The following is an 18,265-nucleotide window of genomic DNA, read 5'->3' as shown; positions in this document are numbered from 1 at the left end:
TTAATCCATCTAATACTAAAATGAGTTATCATTTGAATATTTAAACAACTTTAATAAAAATAGAAAAATTATCAAAATTTATAAGGAATTATAAAAATTATCTGATATAATTATGAATAATTTCACATAGGAGTTTAACAATGTCTTGTATTTTTGATAAAATTGTAGCTGGTGAGATTCCATCAAATAAGGTCTTAGAAAATGATAAATTTCTAGCATTTCATGATATAAATCCTAAGGCGCCTGTGCATATCTTGATAATACCTAAAAAGCACTATGAAAATTTCCAAGAGATGGATCCAACTCTAATGGGAGAGATGACAAAATTTATCCAAGAAGTGGCAATAGCCATAGGCGTGGATAAAACTGGATACCGCCTAGTTACTAACTGCGGAGAAAATAGCGGTCAAGAGGTGCCACATCTACACTTCCATATGCTAGGTGGCACAATGCTTAAATGGACTGACAATCACCAACACGACCCAAAAAGTAGCTTCTAAGCTACATAAATACCGGCACTGGAGTATTTTCTAAAAAGTACTTCGTGCTACCACCTAAGAATATCTCTTTTACCCCATTTTCGCCATAACTACTAGCTATAACCATATCAAAATTGCCTTTTAATGTATTTTCTAGCAAGGCCTCACCTGGAATATTTGTAGTAGTTACCACCTCAAATGTAGCATTTACATCATGATACTCTAGATAGCTAAGAAGTCTGGTTTTAATATCCAAGACTGAATTATCATATTTTTTAGTTACAATTATATGAATATTTTTAGCTTTTTTTAATATACTCATTGAGTTTGTAAGACTTCTTGATATGCTTGTTGTGCCATTCCAGCCAATTAGTATATTATCCATACTAAATTTTTTCATTGAATTTGGCATTATAATTGCGTTTTTACCGCTATTTATCACAGCTGCGTCAAATGTCGATGTAGCCTCGCCTTTTATAGGACAAGCTGTAACGACTAAATCACAAAATTTAGCCTCATACTCATAAACACGACTTCTAATACCATTTTGTGTCTCAAAATTCGCACTTGCCACACTAGCGATATTGCCGATACTTATACCTAAATCATCGCAAACTCTTTTAAAAATTTGATAATTTTTATTTTTTTGTTCATTTAACTCTGTGGCAAATGCACCCTTTAATGACTCAAACATATTACTTCTACTAATAGTCATATCTAAAATCGACTCAAAATCCATTTGCGAAGATAAAAAGTCTATATGAGCCTCAAATTTCTTAGCGATAAGCAAACCGCCATATATATCACTTTCTATCTCATCAGTGCGAATCAATGGACAAAATATCTTTTTAATATTCATAAACTCTCCTTTTAAACTAAATCTAATGAGATTTTACCAGACTTAATCTCGCTTACTTTTACCTTAAGACGCTCCCCTTCTTTGATTGGAGATTTGATTTTTGAGATATGTAAAAGCCCATCTACGCCATCTCTTAGTGAGATAAATGCACCAAATGTAGCTATCTTGATAATCTCTCCTTCAAATTCATCTCCTATTTTAAAGCTATCAATATTTTTGCTATCTTTTTTACCGCCTCTTGGTTTATGATCTTTTTGCGTAATTTGGATTATATACTCTTTTGCCGCTTCTACCTTGCCTTTTTGCGCCCCAGATACCTTAACTTCGCCTTTTTCTCTATCTAAATCAATGCTTACATCAAATTTCTCAATTATCTCTTTTATTGTCTTACCAGCTTGACCGATAATATCTACAATCTTTGATGGATCAACGCTAAATAGCTCTAGTTTTGGCAATATATCCTCATTTACCACTATATCATCATTTGCTTTTTGCATAATGTTTAAGATATGCTCTCTTGCCTCTTTAGCTTGTAAAAGTGCCTCTTTTAATACCTCTTGACTGATCCCGCCAAGTTTAATATCCATCTGAAGTGCCGTAATGCCATCTATGCTACCTGCTACTTTAAAATCCATATCCCCATCGTGGTCTTCTAATCCCATAATATCAGTTAATATCGCATATTTATCGCCTTCAAATACTAGCCCCATAGCCACTCCAGCTACTAATTTAGAGCTTTGTACTCCAGCGGCTCTAAGTGCTAAAGAGCCACCGCACACACTAGCCATAGAGCTTGAGCCATTACTTTCTAAAATTTCGCTAACAAGCCTAATAGAGTATGGACTATCTAGCTCCACGCTTGGATATAACGCCCTTTTGGCTAAATTTCCATGACCTAGCTCTCTGCGACCTGGAGCCTTAATGGCAGATGCTTCCCCTACGCTAAATCCAGGAAAATTATAATTAAACATAAATTTATCTGCTACAACGCCTTTTTCTGTTAGTAGCTCACTCATTTGAGCATCGCTATCAGTTCCCAAAGTCGCCACGACTAAAGCTTGAGTTTGCCCCCTTGTAAATAGACAGCTTCCGTGTGCGTTTGGCAATATATTTGTCTCAATGCTAATAGGTCTTACATCTCTTAAACCTCTACCATCAGCTCTTAAACCTTGATTTATTATCTGCTCTCTTACAATTTTTTTCTTATATTTACTTAAGATATTTAAGATAAGCTCCTTGTCCCAAGACTCGCTTATAGCAGTATCGCTAGAGGCTATTTGACTAGCAATTTGATTTAACTGACTAGCTCGCTCACTTTTTGCCATCTGATTTATAGCATTTTTGACCTCATCTTTATAAAATTCATCTACATAAATGGCAATATCTCTATTTTCTATCTCGCTTTTATACTCTAGCTGCGCTGGTGCTTTCTTATACTCTCTAAAGGCCTCTTCGTAAGCATTAGAGCCATTTAGTATAGCTATATTAGCAAATTTAATCGCTTCAAGTATCTTATTTTCATCAAATTCATTCATAGATTGCTTTTGAATAAAATCACTACAAAGCCCCATATCCATTACCGGATCCATAATCATCATAGGTGCCATATCGTTTGAGATGGTTGGCAAGCTTCTCATCTCTATCATCAAAAGCTCATCTTTAACACCGGCTACATATAGATCAAGGGTGGATCTTTTAAGCTCGGAGTTGCTAGGATTTAAAATAAACTCACCATCAATATGTCCAACTCTAACCCCACACACAGGACGCTCAACTGGAATATCGCTTAAATATAGTGCCACGCTTGCAGCATTTAATCCAATAACTTGTAAATCCACCTCTGGATCAGCACTCAATACCATCACTACTATTTGCGTAGGATAAGCATAGCCCTTAGGAAATAGCGGACGAAGGCTTCTATCAATTATGCGACTTGTAAGGGTCTCAAAGTCACCTGGCTTTGTCTCACGCTTGACATATCCACCTGGAATTCTCCCAGCTGCGTATTGCTTTTCTATATATTGGACAGTTAAGGGTAAAAAATCTTCTTCAACTTGTGCATCTTCTCTTGCTACTGTAGCTAATACTACACTATTTTTTACTCTTAAAAGCACCGCTCCACTAGCTTGTTTAGCGACCTTGTTTAGATCGAAAATTTGAATTTGATTATTTACCTCTATACTGCACTGCATCTATATCTCCTTTGATTTTTGTATTTTTTGTAATGGTAGATAGTGTGGGCTATCTTCTAAGATAGACATAACAGAATCCACGGCCACCCTATCACTATAATAAAAATCCACATCCACAAAATTACTTATCTTCTTAGCATAATATAAGCTATCAACTAAGGTATTAAAATATGATAGTATATCAGAAGCGATTAATGGCGTGCCATACACTATGGATTTGACGCCTAAATTTATTAGTGATTTTATACACACTAAAGCTGTAATCCCTGTTTGACATCCTAAATCAACTAATAATATATTTCTACCTTGAAGATTTTCTAATAACTTGCCTTTGCGATATTTATAGACATTTTTTAAAATTTTCTCTTCATATTTACGATGAGCCTCTCCGTATATAAAATCCAAGCTAATATCAAATGCATTAACTAACTCGCCATTATAGACGATCTCCTCAGTCTCGCTTACTATAGCAATCTCGCATTCAGGGTTATTTGGAGCGTATAATCTCTCACTAAAAAGCAATTCATAGCTAAGCTCAAATCTATTAGCCAACTCATCAGCTAGCACTACGCTATCTAAAGATGAGCAAACTATAACAAAATTTCCATCAATAAGCTCTTTTTGTGGTAGTGTCTCTAATAGCTTATTAGCAGCATCTAGCTCATTTTGAAATTTAAGTTCATTTGGATTTATCAATTTATCGCCTTACTATCTTGTTCTATAGAGAAATCATATTTAAACTCACCCAATGGATAGAAGCTAAAATATAGATATACTCCTTGGCTCTTTTTAGACTCTATACCGGCACTTGTGTTTTTTGGCTCAATATCTTCTTTATATATTAAACTATAATCCCAGCACTTTCTCTTATAGCGAATTCCACTTTGCCACATCTTAGTATAATCTCTTTGTAAATCATAATCCACCCCGGCAAATAGCTCATAATTATATGGCAATTTAAAATTTACACTACCGCTTATATAGCTCTCTTTATCATATGCGTTTCCATCATAGTAGTTCTTATCATATGTATGCCATACTCTTGTTGCGATTTTGCTACCATTATATGAGATGCCTGTTTGGATTTTTGAAAGATCATTATCAATATGAGAATACTCTATTTTATTGGCAAAATCAAAATTTCCATAGTATAAATTAAATCTATTTTCCAAGCTCTCCATATCACTATCATCAAAGTTATAGCCCTGTTTTATACTATGCCTTATTAGCTTTTGTCCCATTGAATCATAAAAAAACTGCGAACCCTCAAATGCCAGTCGCTCGATTGTATATTTATTTGAAATTCTATCTATAAAATTATCTTCAAAAAGTGATAAATTGCTAGCATTATACACCATTCCATCTTGGATTAAATAGTATTTTAAAAGCTTTTCATTAATATTACCATTATTATATCCAGGCTTAATATAATCAAATTTAAAATTTAAAGTGTGGTAAAAACTACTAAAAGCTCTAGCTATATCACTTTCTAGTAAAATTCTGTGATAATGATTGATTATATCATCGCTATTATTGTTGTAAAAATTAGTGCCATCATAGTATTTAGCACGATTATAATCTACATGTGAAGCGTATAGATTCTGGCTTAAATATAAATTCACATAATCATCAAATATCCCAAACTGCAATCCAAGCGGAATATCTATCTCATATTGATTAGCACTAGCTCCAATCTTTCTTGTGTAATTATGATATTTAAAATCAAATGAATAGGTCAAATTTGGAACTATAAATGTATCAAAAAAGCTATGATATTGGATTCTTGGCAACTCTTGCAAGGTATCATCATTACCATATTTAGTGCCGATTTTTGCTGTATCTATATAATATTTTGCATAAGTTCCTAAATATTGATTATCAGTAGTAATAAAGTAGTTTAACTTAGATTGAACTAAAGAGTCATAATTGCCCCCATTTCGACCTCGCAAATTTAAATAATCAATATCATTTAAATTTACAAACTCTAGCCACAACCCTTCTTTAAAATCGCCATCTATCAAATACCCAACAAGCTTATCCCTATCATACCCTACCTCTATGCCAGAGTGCTGTTTGTTTTTTAAATTCTCTTTTTGTTTATACTTACTTCTTTCTTCAAATACACCACCACGGATATATCCACTAGAGTATGGCGAGTCAGCAAATCTAAATGTAGAGTATAGACCAACACCTCTATTTGTGCGGATCTGCGGATCAAATTCCAAATCCCACGCATTATATTCAGCTATATAAAATGGCTGTAAATACACCAGCCCTTCATCTTTGCTATATGATAGTTGCGGAGTTAAAAGCCCTGTTCTTCTAGTCTTATCAGTGCTAAAACCAAAATATGGAAGATACATAACTGGGGTATTTTTGACATAAAATACTGGATTGTAAAGGTGTAAAAATTTACTCTGTTTATTTAACTCTCCTTTGCTAAAACCTATATGCCAATCTGGATCGCTAACATTACAACTTGAGACTATAGAATTCTCTACACTTACCATCTCATCGCTATTACAACTTTGAGCACCTTGTAGCCAAATCTCCTTCTTTTTATCCATTATAAAGCTATTTTCAAAGATCATTTCATTAGTGCTTAGATCTATCCTAGCATACTCAGCCCTACTAGTCTCATACTCTCCACGCATTAGGCTAACATTGCCAAATAGCTCAATAATTTTATTTTTTTGATCATACTTTGCACTACTAGCACTAGCTAAATAGTTTTGCGAATATAATAAAACATTACCATTAGCAGTGATTATATCTCCATCTTTTTGGACATCACTAGCTAGAAATTCGACATTTTCTACATTGCCAAAAAGCTTATTAAATAAAAGCCCAGCAAAAGCTAGTGATCTAATACGCATTACAAACCACAGTTTTGGCTAACTTATCTTGCCAAGTTTGACGCTGAGAATTTCCAAATGCCCATAAAAATCCGATATAAAACAGAGTTTCGCTAAGTATCCTAACACAAGCTCTAATAAAGCTACTACTAAGGCTTGGGCGAGATAGCATAATGGTATCTATACAGACTATTTTACACAGCATTTTACCTGGAGTAGCAGCGTAATACCATATAAAAAATGTATGATAAATCACCTTCATAAGCGCAATTTGCCAAAATAACCCAGATATAGCATTTAATGTCGCCTCAACCCCAATGCTACTAGCCTTAGAGATAAAATCCCAATAAACTAGCATAAATAGCACAGATATGATAATATCATCAATAGCATACGCTAAAACACGCCTATTTATACTAGCGATGGTGATATTTTCCCTATATAATCTCTCTTCTAAACTCTCTCTCATCAAAGTGCCTGATACCCTATATCGTTGCGGTATTGCATACCATCAAATTTAATATTTTTAGCTAACTCATAAGCTCTATCTCTAGCCTCTTTTACACTTTTACCCTTACCAACAGCTACTAATACCCTACCACCAGTAGCATACAGCTCATCACCAACTAGCGATACTCCAGCATATGCGATATGAGAATGGGGTGGTATATTCTCTACTGCTATTTTGGCTGCTGGGCTACTTTTATAAGGGTAATCCTTGCTAGCTAGCACCACTCCTACAGCATACTCATCTTTAATCTCAAATTTACTAAGCTTCCCAAGCGCTGCACTATGCAAAATCTCACCAAGCTCTCCACCAATTAATGGCATCAAAACCTCGCACTCAGGATCGCCAAATCTTACATTAAATTCAAGCACATATGGCACTGAATTTACCACCATTAAACCCACAAATAAAACTCCACAAAACGGAGCTTTCTCATCTTGCATGCCTTTTAGAGTTGGTTTTATAATCTCCTCTTCAACTCTTTTAATTAAATTTTTATCCGCAAGAGGACTTGGGGCATAAGCACCCATTCCACCGGTGTTTGGCCCCTTATCACCACTTAATAATCTTTTATGATCTTGTGCTACTGGCAAGGATACGAAGTTGCTACCATCGCAAATGGCAAAAAAGCTTAGCTCAAATCCATCTAAAAACTCCTCTATCACAACCCTACTTCCAGCCTCGCCAAAGCTCTTTCCGCTTAGCATATCCTTTGCTGCATCTTTAGCCTCGCTCTTGCTTTTAGCAATTATAACGCCCTTCCCAGCACACAAACCATCAGCTTTTACAACGACTATATCACCTAAGGTATCTATAAATTTAGCCGCCTCTTCATAATTATTAGTATTTATAAATTTAGCCGTTCTTATACCATTTTTAGCTAGAAATTCCTTCATATAAGCTTTTGAGCTCTCTAGCCTAGCAGCCGATTTCGTAGGGCCAAAAATATTTAGATTATTAGCCTTAAATATATCCACAACTCCGTCACTTAGGGCATTTTCAGGGCCAACTATAGTAAGCTCTATTTTATTTTCAAGTGCAAATTTAGCTAAATCATTAAAATCGCTAATATCCACATTTTGCCCCAAATTCGCAGTTGCTCCATTGCCAGGAGCGAAATAAAGATTGTGTTTTTCGTTATCTTGAGTTAGTCTTAATCCTATGGCGTACTCTCTACCGCCACTTCCAATAACTAAAATATTCATAGATTTCCTAATTTAAATTAAAGTACCCAAATGGTCGGTGCATAGTAGAATCGGCCCTAATATAAAGCCAATCTTGCAAATAGGCAGCAGCTTTAGGTCGCAGCTTCTAAACCAGTTAAGCCTCAAACAAAGTCGCGTCACACCACTTCTGCACATCTTCGCCAATACTAATTTGTTGGACCTTCGTAAAAATGCTATCGAGCCATCCAGGCGGAGAAATTATATAAAAATTTGACTTAAAATTTAGCACTATTATTAGCTTTTAAAATATTTTTTTCAAATTCAGCTCCAAATTGCTATAATCTTGTTTTTAATTTTAAATTTAAAGGTAAAAAATGTATCAAATAAGAGCAGCCTCAAAAGATGATATAAATGAGATAATTGCCCTTGTCAAAGAGCTAGCTGAGTATGAGAAAATGAGCGATAGAGTTAAATTTAATGATACTCAATTTGCCTCTTGTATATTTGAGAAAAATTATGCCAAAATCCTAGTTTGCCAAAATGAAAGCCAAATTATAGGATATGCTATATATTTTTACACATTTTCAAGCTTTTTAGGTCGTGGTGGGATATATCTTGAGGATTTATATGTCAAATCCCAATACCGCAATCAAGGTATCGGCAAGAGATTTTTAGCCAAACTTGCTCAAATTTGCATAGATGAGAATTTGGGTCGCCTTGAGTGGGAGTGCTTAACTTGGAATGAGCCAAGCCTAGCATTTTATCGCAAAATTGGCGCAAAAAATAGAGATGAGTTTTTTCATCTTAGGGTAGATGGCAAAGAGCTTGAGAATTTAGCAAATTTTATTAAAGATTAAATCGCTTTTTGGTAGTATGATGGATAAAAATTGTAGTATTTATGAGCTTGAGATACTCCGTGCTATGGGATTTAAATTTCTTAACCAATCCCCAAATATAAAAAGCAATGAGTTTAACTCGCTTAAAATGCTAAATTTACAGATAAAAAGCTGCAATCTATGCCAACTATGCAAAAGTAGAAATAAAGCAGTAGTTGGTAGTGGTAATAGCGGTGGTGGCGTGGTTTTTGTCTTTGAAAGTCCAGATATAAAAAGCGATAAAAGTGGAATTTGTACCCCTGATTCTTCGCTGATGAGATATTTAAAAATGGCTGATATTGATATTGATGGTTTCTATTTTACATATATTTTAAAGTGTATCAATAAAACTTCTGAGCTAAAATATATAGATATATGCTTAAAGTTTTTTGAATTAGAATTTGAGATTTTATCGCCTAAATTTATAGTTAGCTTTGGGGAGAATTGCTTTAAATATCTAGCGAAAAATAGCTCATTTGATAGCCATAGAGGTGGCGTATATCAGCTAAAAAACTCGCTATATATGCCTACTTTTGATAGTAATTGGGTGGATAAAAATCCTAGTAAAGCTGATGAATTTATATCAGATTTAAAAAAAATTAAAGGATATATATGAGAAATTTAATTATAACTTTTTTTATTATTTGTATGATTTTTACTCAATCAAATGGGCAAAATAGATGCGATAAAGAGTGTTTAAAAGAGCTTAGCAATGGTGTAGATTTTATCCAATTTATATATAATCCACTTACTCTTAAAGAGCCGATTAAGGGCTATTATGCTGATATTAAAAAGCTTTTAAATATTCCTGAAATTGAGATTGGACGCAAAGATATTAAAGTTGCCCTAATCATACCTCAAGATGTGATAAAAAGCTACTCTGTTGTGGTTAGTGATTCTGTTTTTAGCTATATTTTTAAGCGAGATATTGGCTCTCATATTGAGATATTTTATAGCGGAGATGAGAGTAAAGATAGCCTAAATTTTACCATACAAAGAGCTAAAAATAGCGGATTTAAGCACTTTATAGCTCCACTCACTATAGATGGTATAGGGGTTATAAATAGCAGTGATTATGATGATTTAATCTTTTACATACCTACGGTAAATATCAAATCAATCCAAAATCCAAGCTCAAATATATTCTTTGGTGGGATTGACTACGAAGCACAAATTCAAAAGCTATTAACCAAATCAAATGGCAAAGTATCGGTATTTGGCGATGGGAGTAAGGTCGCTAATATGCTAAATGATATAGTGGCTAATAATACAGATAATCCATATATAAAAAATATCGAAGGTAACGATATAAAGCTAAATTTTTTAAAAGATAATTATAGGGTAAAAAATAGCTCAATCTTTCTAAATACCCCACTTATAAAAAGTGCTTTGCTTAGTTCGCAATTTAGAGTATTTGATCTAAATCCACATATACTTCTTTCTACGCAGCTTAATTACAATAGTGCTCTTATAAGCCTTACTCAAAGCAAAGATCGCCAAAATATCTATATAGCTAACTCCATAATGACCCCAGATAGTCAGCTAGAGACCCTTAGTGCTCTTTTAGGGCAAAAGCTTGCTTATGATTGGGTCGCTTACTCAACGATGATTGGAATGGATTTTATATATCTAAACTATATCAACAAAAATGCAAAAGCGATATTTAAAGAGAAATTACAAAATAATCAAGTCCAATATAAGATAGATATTATGCGTGCTGGTAATTATGGGTTTTACATAGATGAAGAGATATAATGGGTCTGATGACCCAAATTTAATCTTGATTTAACTTGCTAAAAACTTCAGCAAATTCTCCATCTAGCCTAGATAACTTGCCATCACTAATAAATCCCACAGTGACATTCGCACGAAATATTAGCTCCCTTTGAGTCTCGCCTTTGATATTAGCTACTTTATATATATCTTGCTCTAGGGTTAGGCTTACACCACCAATCTTTACAAGCTTAGTTTGTATATCTAAAATATCTCCTAAAACAGCTGGTTTTAAGTAGCGTGCTTCTAGCTTGGTAACTACGAAGTGGCGACTTTGGGTAAATTCAATCCCAGAGTTAAAAACTATCTCACTTCTAGCTCGTTCGCAAAATTTAATATAATTGCTATGATATACAATCCCTCCACTATCTGTATCTTCATAATAAACCCTAACTTTTAACCCCATTAGCTCTCCTTACGAGCTCTGATAAAAAATAATGCCACTTGAGCTAAAAGCATAGCTTTCATCACAATCTCACTAGCCTTATGCATACTAGCAAATTCCGCTGTAGCAGTCGCTTCGGCACCAATTTTTTGAGCTTGTAGAATATATGGAGTAAAGTAAAACACAAACGCCATAGCTAATAAAGATATGATAAGAGAGAGAAAAAACGCACTAATTTTATAATTAAAACTCTCGCTATTTTTCAAATTCACAATCTCAAAAAGCAAAAGCAAAGATGAGACAAAAATAAGCATAATATTATATTTTAAAAATACCTGAGTCATTAGCTGACCGCTTTGATAGTGGCTTAAGACGCCTTCGCCGATATATTGCGATGGATAGAATATCACAGGTGCCATAAAAATACCAATAGCAAGCTCAGCACCAATACAAATTCCAAGTAAAAATAGATAAAAACTTCTAAATTTAACCATTATTTTCCTTTATTATAAGCTACAAATCCACGATCTAATCCAGCCAAATCAGTATAAAACTCACTCTCAAAGCCAAGCTCATTAAGATAGTTTTTCATAGGCTCCTTTTGGTCATAACCCATCTCGCAAATTAGATATTTAGCTCTAAATTTAGCGATTTTAGCAATATCTTTTAATATCTCATCGCCTATATCTCCACCTATCAATGCGATTTTTGGCTCACTTAGCACCCATTTATCTAGCGGATAATTAGCTGCGATATATGGCGGATTGGAGATAATTATATCAAATTCTCCATCAATCTCATCAAGATAATTTGATAATACAAGCTCAACATTAGCTCCAAATTTCTCCTTATTAATCCTAGCAAACTCCAAAGCCTTGTGGCTAATATCAGTAGCAACTATACTAGCGTTTTTAAGCTCTAAAGCTAAAGATATGCTAATAACCCCACTACCAACGCCAATTTCAGCAATCTTTGGTGAGTTAAATTTCCTAGCTACTTCTATAGCTTTTTGAACTAAAATTTCGCTTTCAAATCTTGGGATTAATACCCCTTCCCCAACTACAAAATCTCGCCCCATAAACTCACATCGCCTAGTAATATACTCTAGCGGCTCACCATCTTTATATCTATTTAAAAGATGGATAAATTCGCTCTTTTTAAAAAGCTCATCATTTAAATGTAAAAATATCCACTCCCTACTTTGACCTAGATGAAACTCCATCAAACAATAGGCAAAATGGCTACCAAATTCTCTAGCTAAGCTTAGTCCATCACAAATTCTCAAGACGATTTAGCCTCTCATATAAGGTTGGATGTGAGTGATAAACCATACTATAAAGTGGGTGCGAAAGTGGAAACGCCTTATTCTCCTTACCAAGCTTTTTAAGTGCTAAAATCATACTATCTTTGCTTGTTTGTTTAGCACCAAACTCATCTGCACCAAACTCATGCGATCTAGAAAAAGTAGATATAACTGGCTCAACTATCACCATAAAAAGCGCAGAATATAGCAAGAAAAATATAAATAATCCACCACCACTTTCTTCAAGTCCCAAAGCGGTATAAAAACTAGCTGGAATATTACCAAAAATTGCAAATAATATAAAAAGGATTATACTCATCAATGCTATATTTTTAATTATATCCCTATGCTTAAAATGCCCTAGCTCATGCCCTAAAACGGCGATAATCTCATCTTTATCAAGCTTATTAATCAAAGTATCAAATAGCACAACTCTCTTTGTCGCTCCTAAGCCACCAAAATATGCATTCAAGCGGTTATCTCTCTTACTTGCATCCATGCTATACACGCCACTGCTTTTAAATCCGCAAGAGTTTAAAAGCTCATTTATAGCTAAATTTAAATCACTATTTTCTAGTGGCGTTATCTTATTAAATATCGGTGCTATTAGGGTTGGATATATCAAATTCACTATCAAAATCAATCCAAAACTAATCCCAAAAGCCCATATCCACCAGCTAGCCCCAAGCAGATCATAGCATAATAACAAAATCCAAGAAATAGCAAATCCAAATATCAAAATCATAACCAAACTCTTAATAAAATCTGTGATAAAAAGCCTAGCCGTGCTATTTGAAAAGCCAAATTTCTTATCCATTACAAAGGTGTTATATATCTCAAATGGCAAATTTAAAACCGCACCAATAGCTAAAAATAGCGTTACTAATAGAGCATCTCTAACCAAAATTGTCTCCACTCCACTAAGGGAATTTTGTAAAGCATTAGCTCCCCATACGCTCCATATCGCCACTATAATAAATGTGTAGATATTATGGATTATCTCAAATTTCTGCTTTGCTATCGCTACTTGTGCAGCACTTTGAAACTCACTAGCAGATAAGACCACAGGCTCTGTGCAACCACTTATAAATTTAATCTGCAAAATACTCAAAACTACCTTATAAGCAGTAAATAGAGCAAATAAAAAAATCAAAATTTCAAGCATTAAACTCACCTTAAAAAATTATCATAAAAACTACTAATAAATACAATTAAAATGATAAATGGAATTATAAATTTAACATAATAAAACCATATATCAACCACCCTTTTTGAACTCTTGGTGCCGTGCATTATCTCAGCCCTAGCCTCATCTTTTAACACCCAGCCGACAAATAACGCACAAAATAGCGATGTCAGCACAAAAAATATCGTAGCACTAATGGCATCATAAGCATCAAATATATTCTTGCCAAAAATCGTAATATCTGATAATATATTTGTAGCCATCAGTGATGGGATATTGCCAATTATAAAGATAGTAGCAAGAACTATGGCTATGGCATTGTGGCGTTTTATTTTAAATTTCTCTTCTAAAACCGTTATTATAACCTCATATATCGGTAAAGAAGTAGTAAGTGCTGCTATCATAAGCAAGCCAAAAAACGCAATAGCTATGATCTGACCAGCAAACATATTAGAAAATACAATTGGCAAACTCTTAAAAACTAAGCTTGGGCCACTATCTGGCGAAATTCCAAATGTAAATAGCGAAGGAAATATCATAAATCCAGCCACCACAGCAATTATAGTATTAATAACTCCTGTGATTATAGAGGTTTTGATGAGATCTTCATCTTTTCTTAAAAAGCTAGAAAGAGTAATCATAACCCCAAATCCAAGCGATAAAGCGAAAAATACCTGCCCCAAAACATCAATAAATAATCTCATACTAATCTTGCTAAAATCTGGCGTAAGATAAAATTTAATCCCATCAATCGCCCCTTCAAGCGTAATATTTCTAGCTACCATCGCTAACATTAATATAAATAGCAATGGCATTAGATATTTGGCTGCTTTTTCTATACCATCAACGGCGCCTTTGGCTAAAATAATATAGTTTATAAGGACAAAAATCGCCGTTGCAATGCTAATGGCAAGGGGTGAGTTTATGATATTTTCATCATAAAATTTAGCCGTAGTAGTAGCATTAATAGGCTGCGAAAGCTCAAATCCGCCGATAATTATATTATAAATATAATCAAGCACCCAGCCGCCAATAACCATATAATAAGCCATAATACCAAAGGCACCGCAAATTCCCATCCAACCTACAATTTTCCAAAGCGGATTTATCTTTTTGCCATTTGCATAACCACCAAAAGCATCTACAGAATTTATATGCAAACGCCTTCCTATGGCATTTTCAGCTAAGATCATTGGAATTCCAATTACAATCATCGCTATACAAAATATTAAAACATAAGCCCCACCGCCATTTTGCCCTACTAAATATGGAAAACGCCAAGTAGCACCAAAGCCGATAGTAGCACCAGCAACAGCTAAAATATAAGTAAGCCTAGAACTCCATGTCTGTCTATTTTCTATCATTGATATTCCTTAACTTTGAGAAAGCTCAAGCACCTCAAAATACTCATTCTCAAGCAAATTTAGCTCACCCTTTTTCTCTTCAAGCTCTTCAAATAGGGTTTGTAAGCCAACTTTTTGGTAAATTTCTGGAGTTGAAAGAGCGTGATTGAGCTCACTTATTCTACTCTCTAGGGCTTCTATTAGTGCTGGGTGATTTTGTAAAATTTGATTTTGTTTATAGCTAAGCTTTATCTTTGATGCCTTTTGTTTCTCTTTGATTTCTATGCTTTGACCTAGCTCTTTTTCCATATCGCTTAGCTGGTTTAGCTCCTCTTCAATATCTAAATACTCACTATACTCCATATAAATTTGCTCTATTTTACCATTTTCATACGCCCAAAGCTTATTAGTGATCTTATCTATAAAATACCTATCATGACTTACTATCAATATCGCACCTTCAAAGCTAAGCAAATACTCCTCTAAAATATTAATAGTAGCAATATCAAGGTCATTTGTAGGCTCATCTAAGATTAAGCAATCATACTCTTTGGTAAATAATAGAGCTAGGGCTAAACGATTCTTCTCTCCCCCGCTTAGAGTGCCAACTGGCTTATCTAAAAACTCTTTTGGAAATAAAAAATTCTTTAAATATCCATACACATGGTAGTTACGACCCCTTACCATTATGTGATCTCCACCATTTGGACAAAATAGCTCAATTAGGGATTTATCATCGCTAATATTTTTTCTATGCTGGTCAAAATAGCCTATTTTGATCTCGCCACGATTAATTACACCGCTATCTGCTTCTAACTCACCTAGTAAAATTTTTAGCATGGTGGATTTGCCACTACCATTTCTACCGACGATTCCTATACGCTCACCTTGTAAAACCCTAGCATTAAAATCACTAAAAAGCAATTTATTATCTATAGTTTTGGATAAATTTTTACACTCAAATAGCATTTTTTTGCGATTTTGGTTTAATCCACCGCCATTAAAGCTCTTACTAGCCCTTTCTAATTCTAGTTTAACTCTGCGTATTAATCCTGGATTTTTCTTAGCCTCTTGGCGCATAGCTAGGATTCTTTGCTTTCTTCCTTCATTTCGTTTTAACCTAGCTTTTACTCCACGCCTTAGCCACTCCTCTTCACTTTTTAAATTTTTTATTAATGTCTCGTGAGATTTAGCCAAGCTTCTTAAAATTTCCTCTTTTTTGGTTAGGTAATTAGCATATCCGCCCTCAAAGCTCCTTAATAAGCCATCTTCTATCTCTACAGAGCGAGTAGCTAATCTATCGATAAAATATCTATCGTGGCTTATAAAGACAATAGTTTGATTTGAGGCTAAAAGTAGCTCTTCAAGAAATCTTACCATATAGACATCAAGATGGTTTGTAGGCTCATCAAGCAATAATACATCAGGCTTTTTAAGGATTAAAGCACCCAAGGCAACTCTGCGAATTTCCCCACCACTTAGGCTATTTACCAGCCTATCTTCATACTCTCTAAGACCAAAACTATCTAAAATTCTATCAATCTTATTTTCTATATTCCAACCATCTTTGGATTCTATAAATTTCACAAGCTCATCTTGGCGGTGAAGTAGCTCAGGATTATCATGCTCATCACTCATTTTAGCTAGGACTTTTTCATACTCATTTCTAGCATTAAATATATCTTTTAACTCTAGATTTAAAGCCTCTTTTACGCTTAGATTATCATCAAATTTAGGGGCTTGAGCAAGCATATCTATAGTGATGGAATTTTGTCTAATCACTCTACCGCTATCAATCTCGCACTCCCCACGCAATATCTTCATAAGAGTGCTTTTACCGCCACCATTTTTCCCTATAATGGCAATTCTCTCTTTTTCATTTACACTAAAATTTGCCTCATTTAAGATAATCTTATCGCCAAATTTCTTACTAACTTCTATAAGATCGATGAGTGCCATATCAATTCCTATAAATTAATATCTTTTCGTGCAAACATAAACCATACACTACAAGCAACAGCCACAAAACCAAGAAGAATCATATAATACGCCAAATACATAGGATCAAATTTAAACACCATCGCAGTTGCAAAAGGTGTAGTAACGCCCCCAGCTATAGCATAAGCAATATTATACGAAAATGAAATTCCACTAAATCTAAGCTTATTAGGATATATAGCAACCATCAAAAATGGCGCACCACACGGCCCAACACAGGCTAGTAATCCACTAAGCAAATATAAAACCAAAACTATCTCAAAACTCGCCCCACTATAAAGCGCATCAAAATAAGCATATACGCTAATTGAAAATAGCAAAGCTAATACTAAAGTGCTCTTTGCAATCCCATATTTATCACTTAACCTTCCATACACAAAACAGCCAAAACACAAAAGCACTATAGCAGCCATCTGCATATATATGGTAGTCAAACGGCCAAGCTCTATCCCATTAGCACTAAATGCTTTTGGCATAAAATTTGGCATTAAGAGTATAAGCACCACGATACATCCAGTTAAAACCCAGGTTATAAACATAGATACAATGCTATCAATTTTATGAAATTTAAATATAGATTTAATCGGGATATTATCTAGCTCATTTTTAGCTTGCATCTCTTTAAATACCGGCGTTTCGCTTAAATATCTTCTAAGGTATATAGATATAATCCCAAAAAATCCACCCAAAATAAATGGCAATCTCCACATTCCATCTTGAATTTCAGCATCACTCCAAATATTTTTAACAACCATAGTTACAAAACTACCTAGTAAAATTCCAGCTACTACTGCTGCTGTTAAAACGCTTATGCTAGTATATAGCTTCCCACGAGGTGCATGCTCACTTACAAATACCCAAGCACCAGGCAGCTCCCCACCAATAGCAACCCCTTGTAAAATTCTAATAATCACTAAAATTATAGGTGCTAAATATCCAATACTCTCAAATGTAGGCATTATACCTAATAAGAATGTAGGAATTACCATAAGTAAAATAGAGAGCATAAACATATTTTTACGGCCATTTTTATCCCCAAAATGTGCCATAATAATACCACCAAGCGGTCTAGCTAAATATCCAGCAGCAAAGGTGCCATAGGTATTAAAAATAGCCCAAAAAGGATCTAGATCAGCAGGGAAAAATAGTATAGATATATAAGAAGCAAAGAATACAAAAATGATAAAATCATAAAACTCAAGCATTCCACCAAGAGATGAAAGCCCTAAAATCCTAATATCTGATCTACTAAATGACCTAGCCATATTATCCCTTAAAGCAAAAAAAATAAGTCTAGCATTATACAAAAGCATTGCTAAAATTGAGTTTAATATAAATTTTAG

General features: G+C 34.3%; 17 protein-coding genes. 4 read left to right on the top strand and 13 right to left on the bottom strand.

Going from position 1 to position 18,265, the window contains the following annotated elements; genetic code table 11:
- Positions 1-140: 140 nt before the first annotated feature.
- Positions 141-500, top strand: a complete 360-nt coding sequence (locus CSUIS19073_RS03940) for a histidine triad nucleotide-binding protein (RefSeq protein WP_086236846.1) — start codon at positions 141-143, stop codon at positions 498-500.
- A 1-nt stretch (position 501) separates the two neighbouring features.
- On the opposite strand, the gene CSUIS19073_RS03935 is transcribed toward CSUIS19073_RS03940, so the two are convergent.
- From CSUIS19073_RS03935 to purD, 6 genes are read right to left on the bottom strand one after another with little or no spacing between them, the layout of a single operon-like run.
- Complete coding sequence (locus CSUIS19073_RS03935) at positions 502-1,338, bottom strand: universal stress protein (RefSeq protein WP_086236847.1); 837 nt, start codon at positions 1,336-1,338, stop codon at positions 502-504.
- Between the two features lie 11 nt (positions 1,339-1,349).
- The gene (locus tag CSUIS19073_RS03930) at positions 1,350-3,530 is read right to left on the bottom strand and encodes a polyribonucleotide nucleotidyltransferase (protein ID WP_086236848.1); all 2,181 of its coding nucleotides are present in this window, start codon (positions 3,528-3,530) and stop codon (positions 1,350-1,352) included.
- On the bottom strand, positions 3,531-4,226 hold the full coding sequence (locus tag CSUIS19073_RS03925; RefSeq protein WP_086236849.1) for a phosphoribosyltransferase family protein: 696 nt from the start codon (positions 4,224-4,226) through the stop codon (positions 3,531-3,533). It lies immediately after the preceding gene.
- On the bottom strand, positions 4,223-6,406 hold the full coding sequence (locus CSUIS19073_RS03920) for an LPS-assembly protein LptD (protein WP_086236850.1): 2,184 nt from the start codon (positions 6,404-6,406) through the stop codon (positions 4,223-4,225). Before CSUIS19073_RS03920 ends, CSUIS19073_RS03925 begins: the two co-directional genes overlap by 4 nt.
- A complete protein-coding gene (locus tag CSUIS19073_RS03915) occupies positions 6,396-6,854 on the bottom strand; it encodes an RDD family protein (protein ID WP_086236851.1) in 459 nt (152 codons plus the stop codon). The genes CSUIS19073_RS03920 and CSUIS19073_RS03915 overlap by 11 nt, the downstream gene beginning before the upstream one ends.
- Entirely contained in the window at positions 6,854-8,098 is a 1,245-nt protein-coding gene (purD, locus tag CSUIS19073_RS03910) for a phosphoribosylamine--glycine ligase (RefSeq protein WP_086236852.1), read from the bottom strand. Before purD ends, CSUIS19073_RS03915 begins: the two co-directional genes overlap by 1 nt.
- Positions 8,099-8,433: 335 nt before the next feature.
- Between purD and CSUIS19073_RS03905 the strand changes: the two genes are divergently transcribed.
- From CSUIS19073_RS03905 to CSUIS19073_RS03895, 3 genes are read left to right on the top strand one after another with little or no spacing between them, the layout of a single operon-like run.
- Positions 8,434-8,916, top strand: a complete 483-nt coding sequence (locus tag CSUIS19073_RS03905) for a GNAT family N-acetyltransferase (protein ID WP_086236853.1) — start codon at positions 8,434-8,436, stop codon at positions 8,914-8,916.
- Positions 8,917-8,935: 19 nt separating this feature from the next.
- Complete coding sequence (locus tag CSUIS19073_RS03900; protein WP_337214380.1) at positions 8,936-9,550, top strand: uracil-DNA glycosylase family protein; 615 nt, start codon at positions 8,936-8,938, stop codon at positions 9,548-9,550.
- Complete coding sequence (locus CSUIS19073_RS03895) at positions 9,547-10,689, top strand: hypothetical protein (protein ID WP_086242141.1); 1,143 nt, start codon at positions 9,547-9,549, stop codon at positions 10,687-10,689. Before CSUIS19073_RS03900 ends, CSUIS19073_RS03895 begins: the two co-directional genes overlap by 4 nt.
- 19 nt (positions 10,690-10,708) lie before the next feature.
- Here the strand turns inward: CSUIS19073_RS03895 and CSUIS19073_RS03890 are convergent, their stop codons facing one another.
- Genes CSUIS19073_RS03890 through CSUIS19073_RS03860 form a run of 7 tightly spaced genes read right to left on the bottom strand, consistent with a single transcriptional unit; the run spans position 10,709 to position 18,187 of the window.
- A complete protein-coding gene (locus CSUIS19073_RS03890) occupies positions 10,709-11,113 on the bottom strand; it encodes a YbgC/FadM family acyl-CoA thioesterase (protein ID WP_086236856.1) in 405 nt (134 codons plus the stop codon).
- The gene (locus CSUIS19073_RS03885) at positions 11,113-11,586 is read right to left on the bottom strand and encodes a DUF4149 domain-containing protein (protein ID WP_086236857.1); all 474 of its coding nucleotides are present in this window, start codon (positions 11,584-11,586) and stop codon (positions 11,113-11,115) included. The genes CSUIS19073_RS03890 and CSUIS19073_RS03885 overlap by 1 nt, the downstream gene beginning before the upstream one ends.
- A complete protein-coding gene (gene prmC / locus CSUIS19073_RS03880) occupies positions 11,586-12,377 on the bottom strand; it encodes a peptide chain release factor N(5)-glutamine methyltransferase (RefSeq protein WP_086236858.1) in 792 nt (263 codons plus the stop codon). The genes CSUIS19073_RS03885 and prmC overlap by 1 nt, the downstream gene beginning before the upstream one ends.
- The gene (locus tag CSUIS19073_RS03875; protein WP_086236859.1) at positions 12,364-13,560 is read right to left on the bottom strand and encodes a M48 family metallopeptidase; all 1,197 of its coding nucleotides are present in this window, start codon (positions 13,558-13,560) and stop codon (positions 12,364-12,366) included. Before CSUIS19073_RS03875 ends, prmC begins: the two co-directional genes overlap by 14 nt.
- 5 nt (positions 13,561-13,565) lie before the next feature.
- Complete coding sequence (locus CSUIS19073_RS03870; RefSeq protein WP_086236860.1) at positions 13,566-14,945, bottom strand: sodium-dependent transporter; 1,380 nt, start codon at positions 14,943-14,945, stop codon at positions 13,566-13,568.
- Between the two features lie 9 nt (positions 14,946-14,954).
- Entirely contained in the window at positions 14,955-16,883 is a 1,929-nt protein-coding gene (gene abc-f, locus CSUIS19073_RS03865) for a ribosomal protection-like ABC-F family protein (protein ID WP_086236861.1), read from the bottom strand.
- An 8-nt stretch (positions 16,884-16,891) separates the two neighbouring features.
- Complete coding sequence (locus CSUIS19073_RS03860; RefSeq protein ID WP_086236862.1) at positions 16,892-18,187, bottom strand: MFS transporter; 1,296 nt, start codon at positions 18,185-18,187, stop codon at positions 16,892-16,894.
- Between the last annotated feature and the right edge of the window lie 78 nt (positions 18,188-18,265).

The organism is Campylobacter sp. RM19073 (assembly GCF_024723495.1).
In the GTDB taxonomy this organism is placed as follows: Bacteria; Campylobacterota; Campylobacteria; order Campylobacterales; family Campylobacteraceae; genus Campylobacter; species Campylobacter porcelli.
The sequence above is the reverse complement of the archived record's forward strand: the minus strand, read 5'-3'. Positions and strand labels throughout refer to the sequence as shown.

Excerpts from the sequence above, each read along its gene's own strand:
- CSUIS19073_RS03940 (WP_086236846.1), top strand. The coding sequence starts at position 141 with ATGTCTTGTATTTTTGATAAAATTGTAGCTGGTGAGATTCCATCAAAT.
- CSUIS19073_RS03935 (WP_086236847.1), bottom strand. The coding sequence starts at position 1,338 with ATGAATATTAAAAAGATATTTTGTCCATTGATTCGCACTGATGAGATA.
- CSUIS19073_RS03930 (WP_086236848.1), bottom strand. The coding sequence starts at position 3,530 with ATGCAGTGCAGTATAGAGGTAAATAATCAAATTCAAATTTTCGATCTA.
- CSUIS19073_RS03920 (WP_086236850.1), bottom strand. The coding sequence starts at position 6,406 with ATGCGTATTAGATCACTAGCTTTTGCTGGGCTTTTATTTAATAAGCTT.
- CSUIS19073_RS03915 (WP_086236851.1), bottom strand. The coding sequence starts at position 6,854 with ATGAGAGAGAGTTTAGAAGAGAGATTATATAGGGAAAATATCACCATC.
- purD (WP_086236852.1), bottom strand. The coding sequence starts at position 8,098 with ATGAATATTTTAGTTATTGGAAGTGGCGGTAGAGAGTACGCCATAGGA.
- CSUIS19073_RS03905 (WP_086236853.1), top strand. The coding sequence starts at position 8,434 with ATGTATCAAATAAGAGCAGCCTCAAAAGATGATATAAATGAGATAATT.
- CSUIS19073_RS03900 (WP_337214380.1), top strand. The coding sequence starts at position 8,936 with ATGGATAAAAATTGTAGTATTTATGAGCTTGAGATACTCCGTGCTATG.
- CSUIS19073_RS03895 (WP_086242141.1), top strand. The coding sequence starts at position 9,547 with ATGAGAAATTTAATTATAACTTTTTTTATTATTTGTATGATTTTTACT.
- CSUIS19073_RS03890 (WP_086236856.1), bottom strand. The coding sequence starts at position 11,113 with ATGGGGTTAAAAGTTAGGGTTTATTATGAAGATACAGATAGTGGAGGG.
- CSUIS19073_RS03885 (WP_086236857.1), bottom strand. The coding sequence starts at position 11,586 with ATGGTTAAATTTAGAAGTTTTTATCTATTTTTACTTGGAATTTGTATT.
- CSUIS19073_RS03875 (WP_086236859.1), bottom strand. The coding sequence starts at position 13,560 with ATGCTTGAAATTTTGATTTTTTTATTTGCTCTATTTACTGCTTATAAG.
- CSUIS19073_RS03870 (WP_086236860.1), bottom strand. The coding sequence starts at position 14,945 with ATGATAGAAAATAGACAGACATGGAGTTCTAGGCTTACTTATATTTTA.
- abc-f (WP_086236861.1), bottom strand. The coding sequence starts at position 16,883 with ATGGCACTCATCGATCTTATAGAAGTTAGTAAGAAATTTGGCGATAAG.
- CSUIS19073_RS03860 (WP_086236862.1), bottom strand. The coding sequence starts at position 18,187 with ATGGCTAGGTCATTTAGTAGATCAGATATTAGGATTTTAGGGCTTTCA.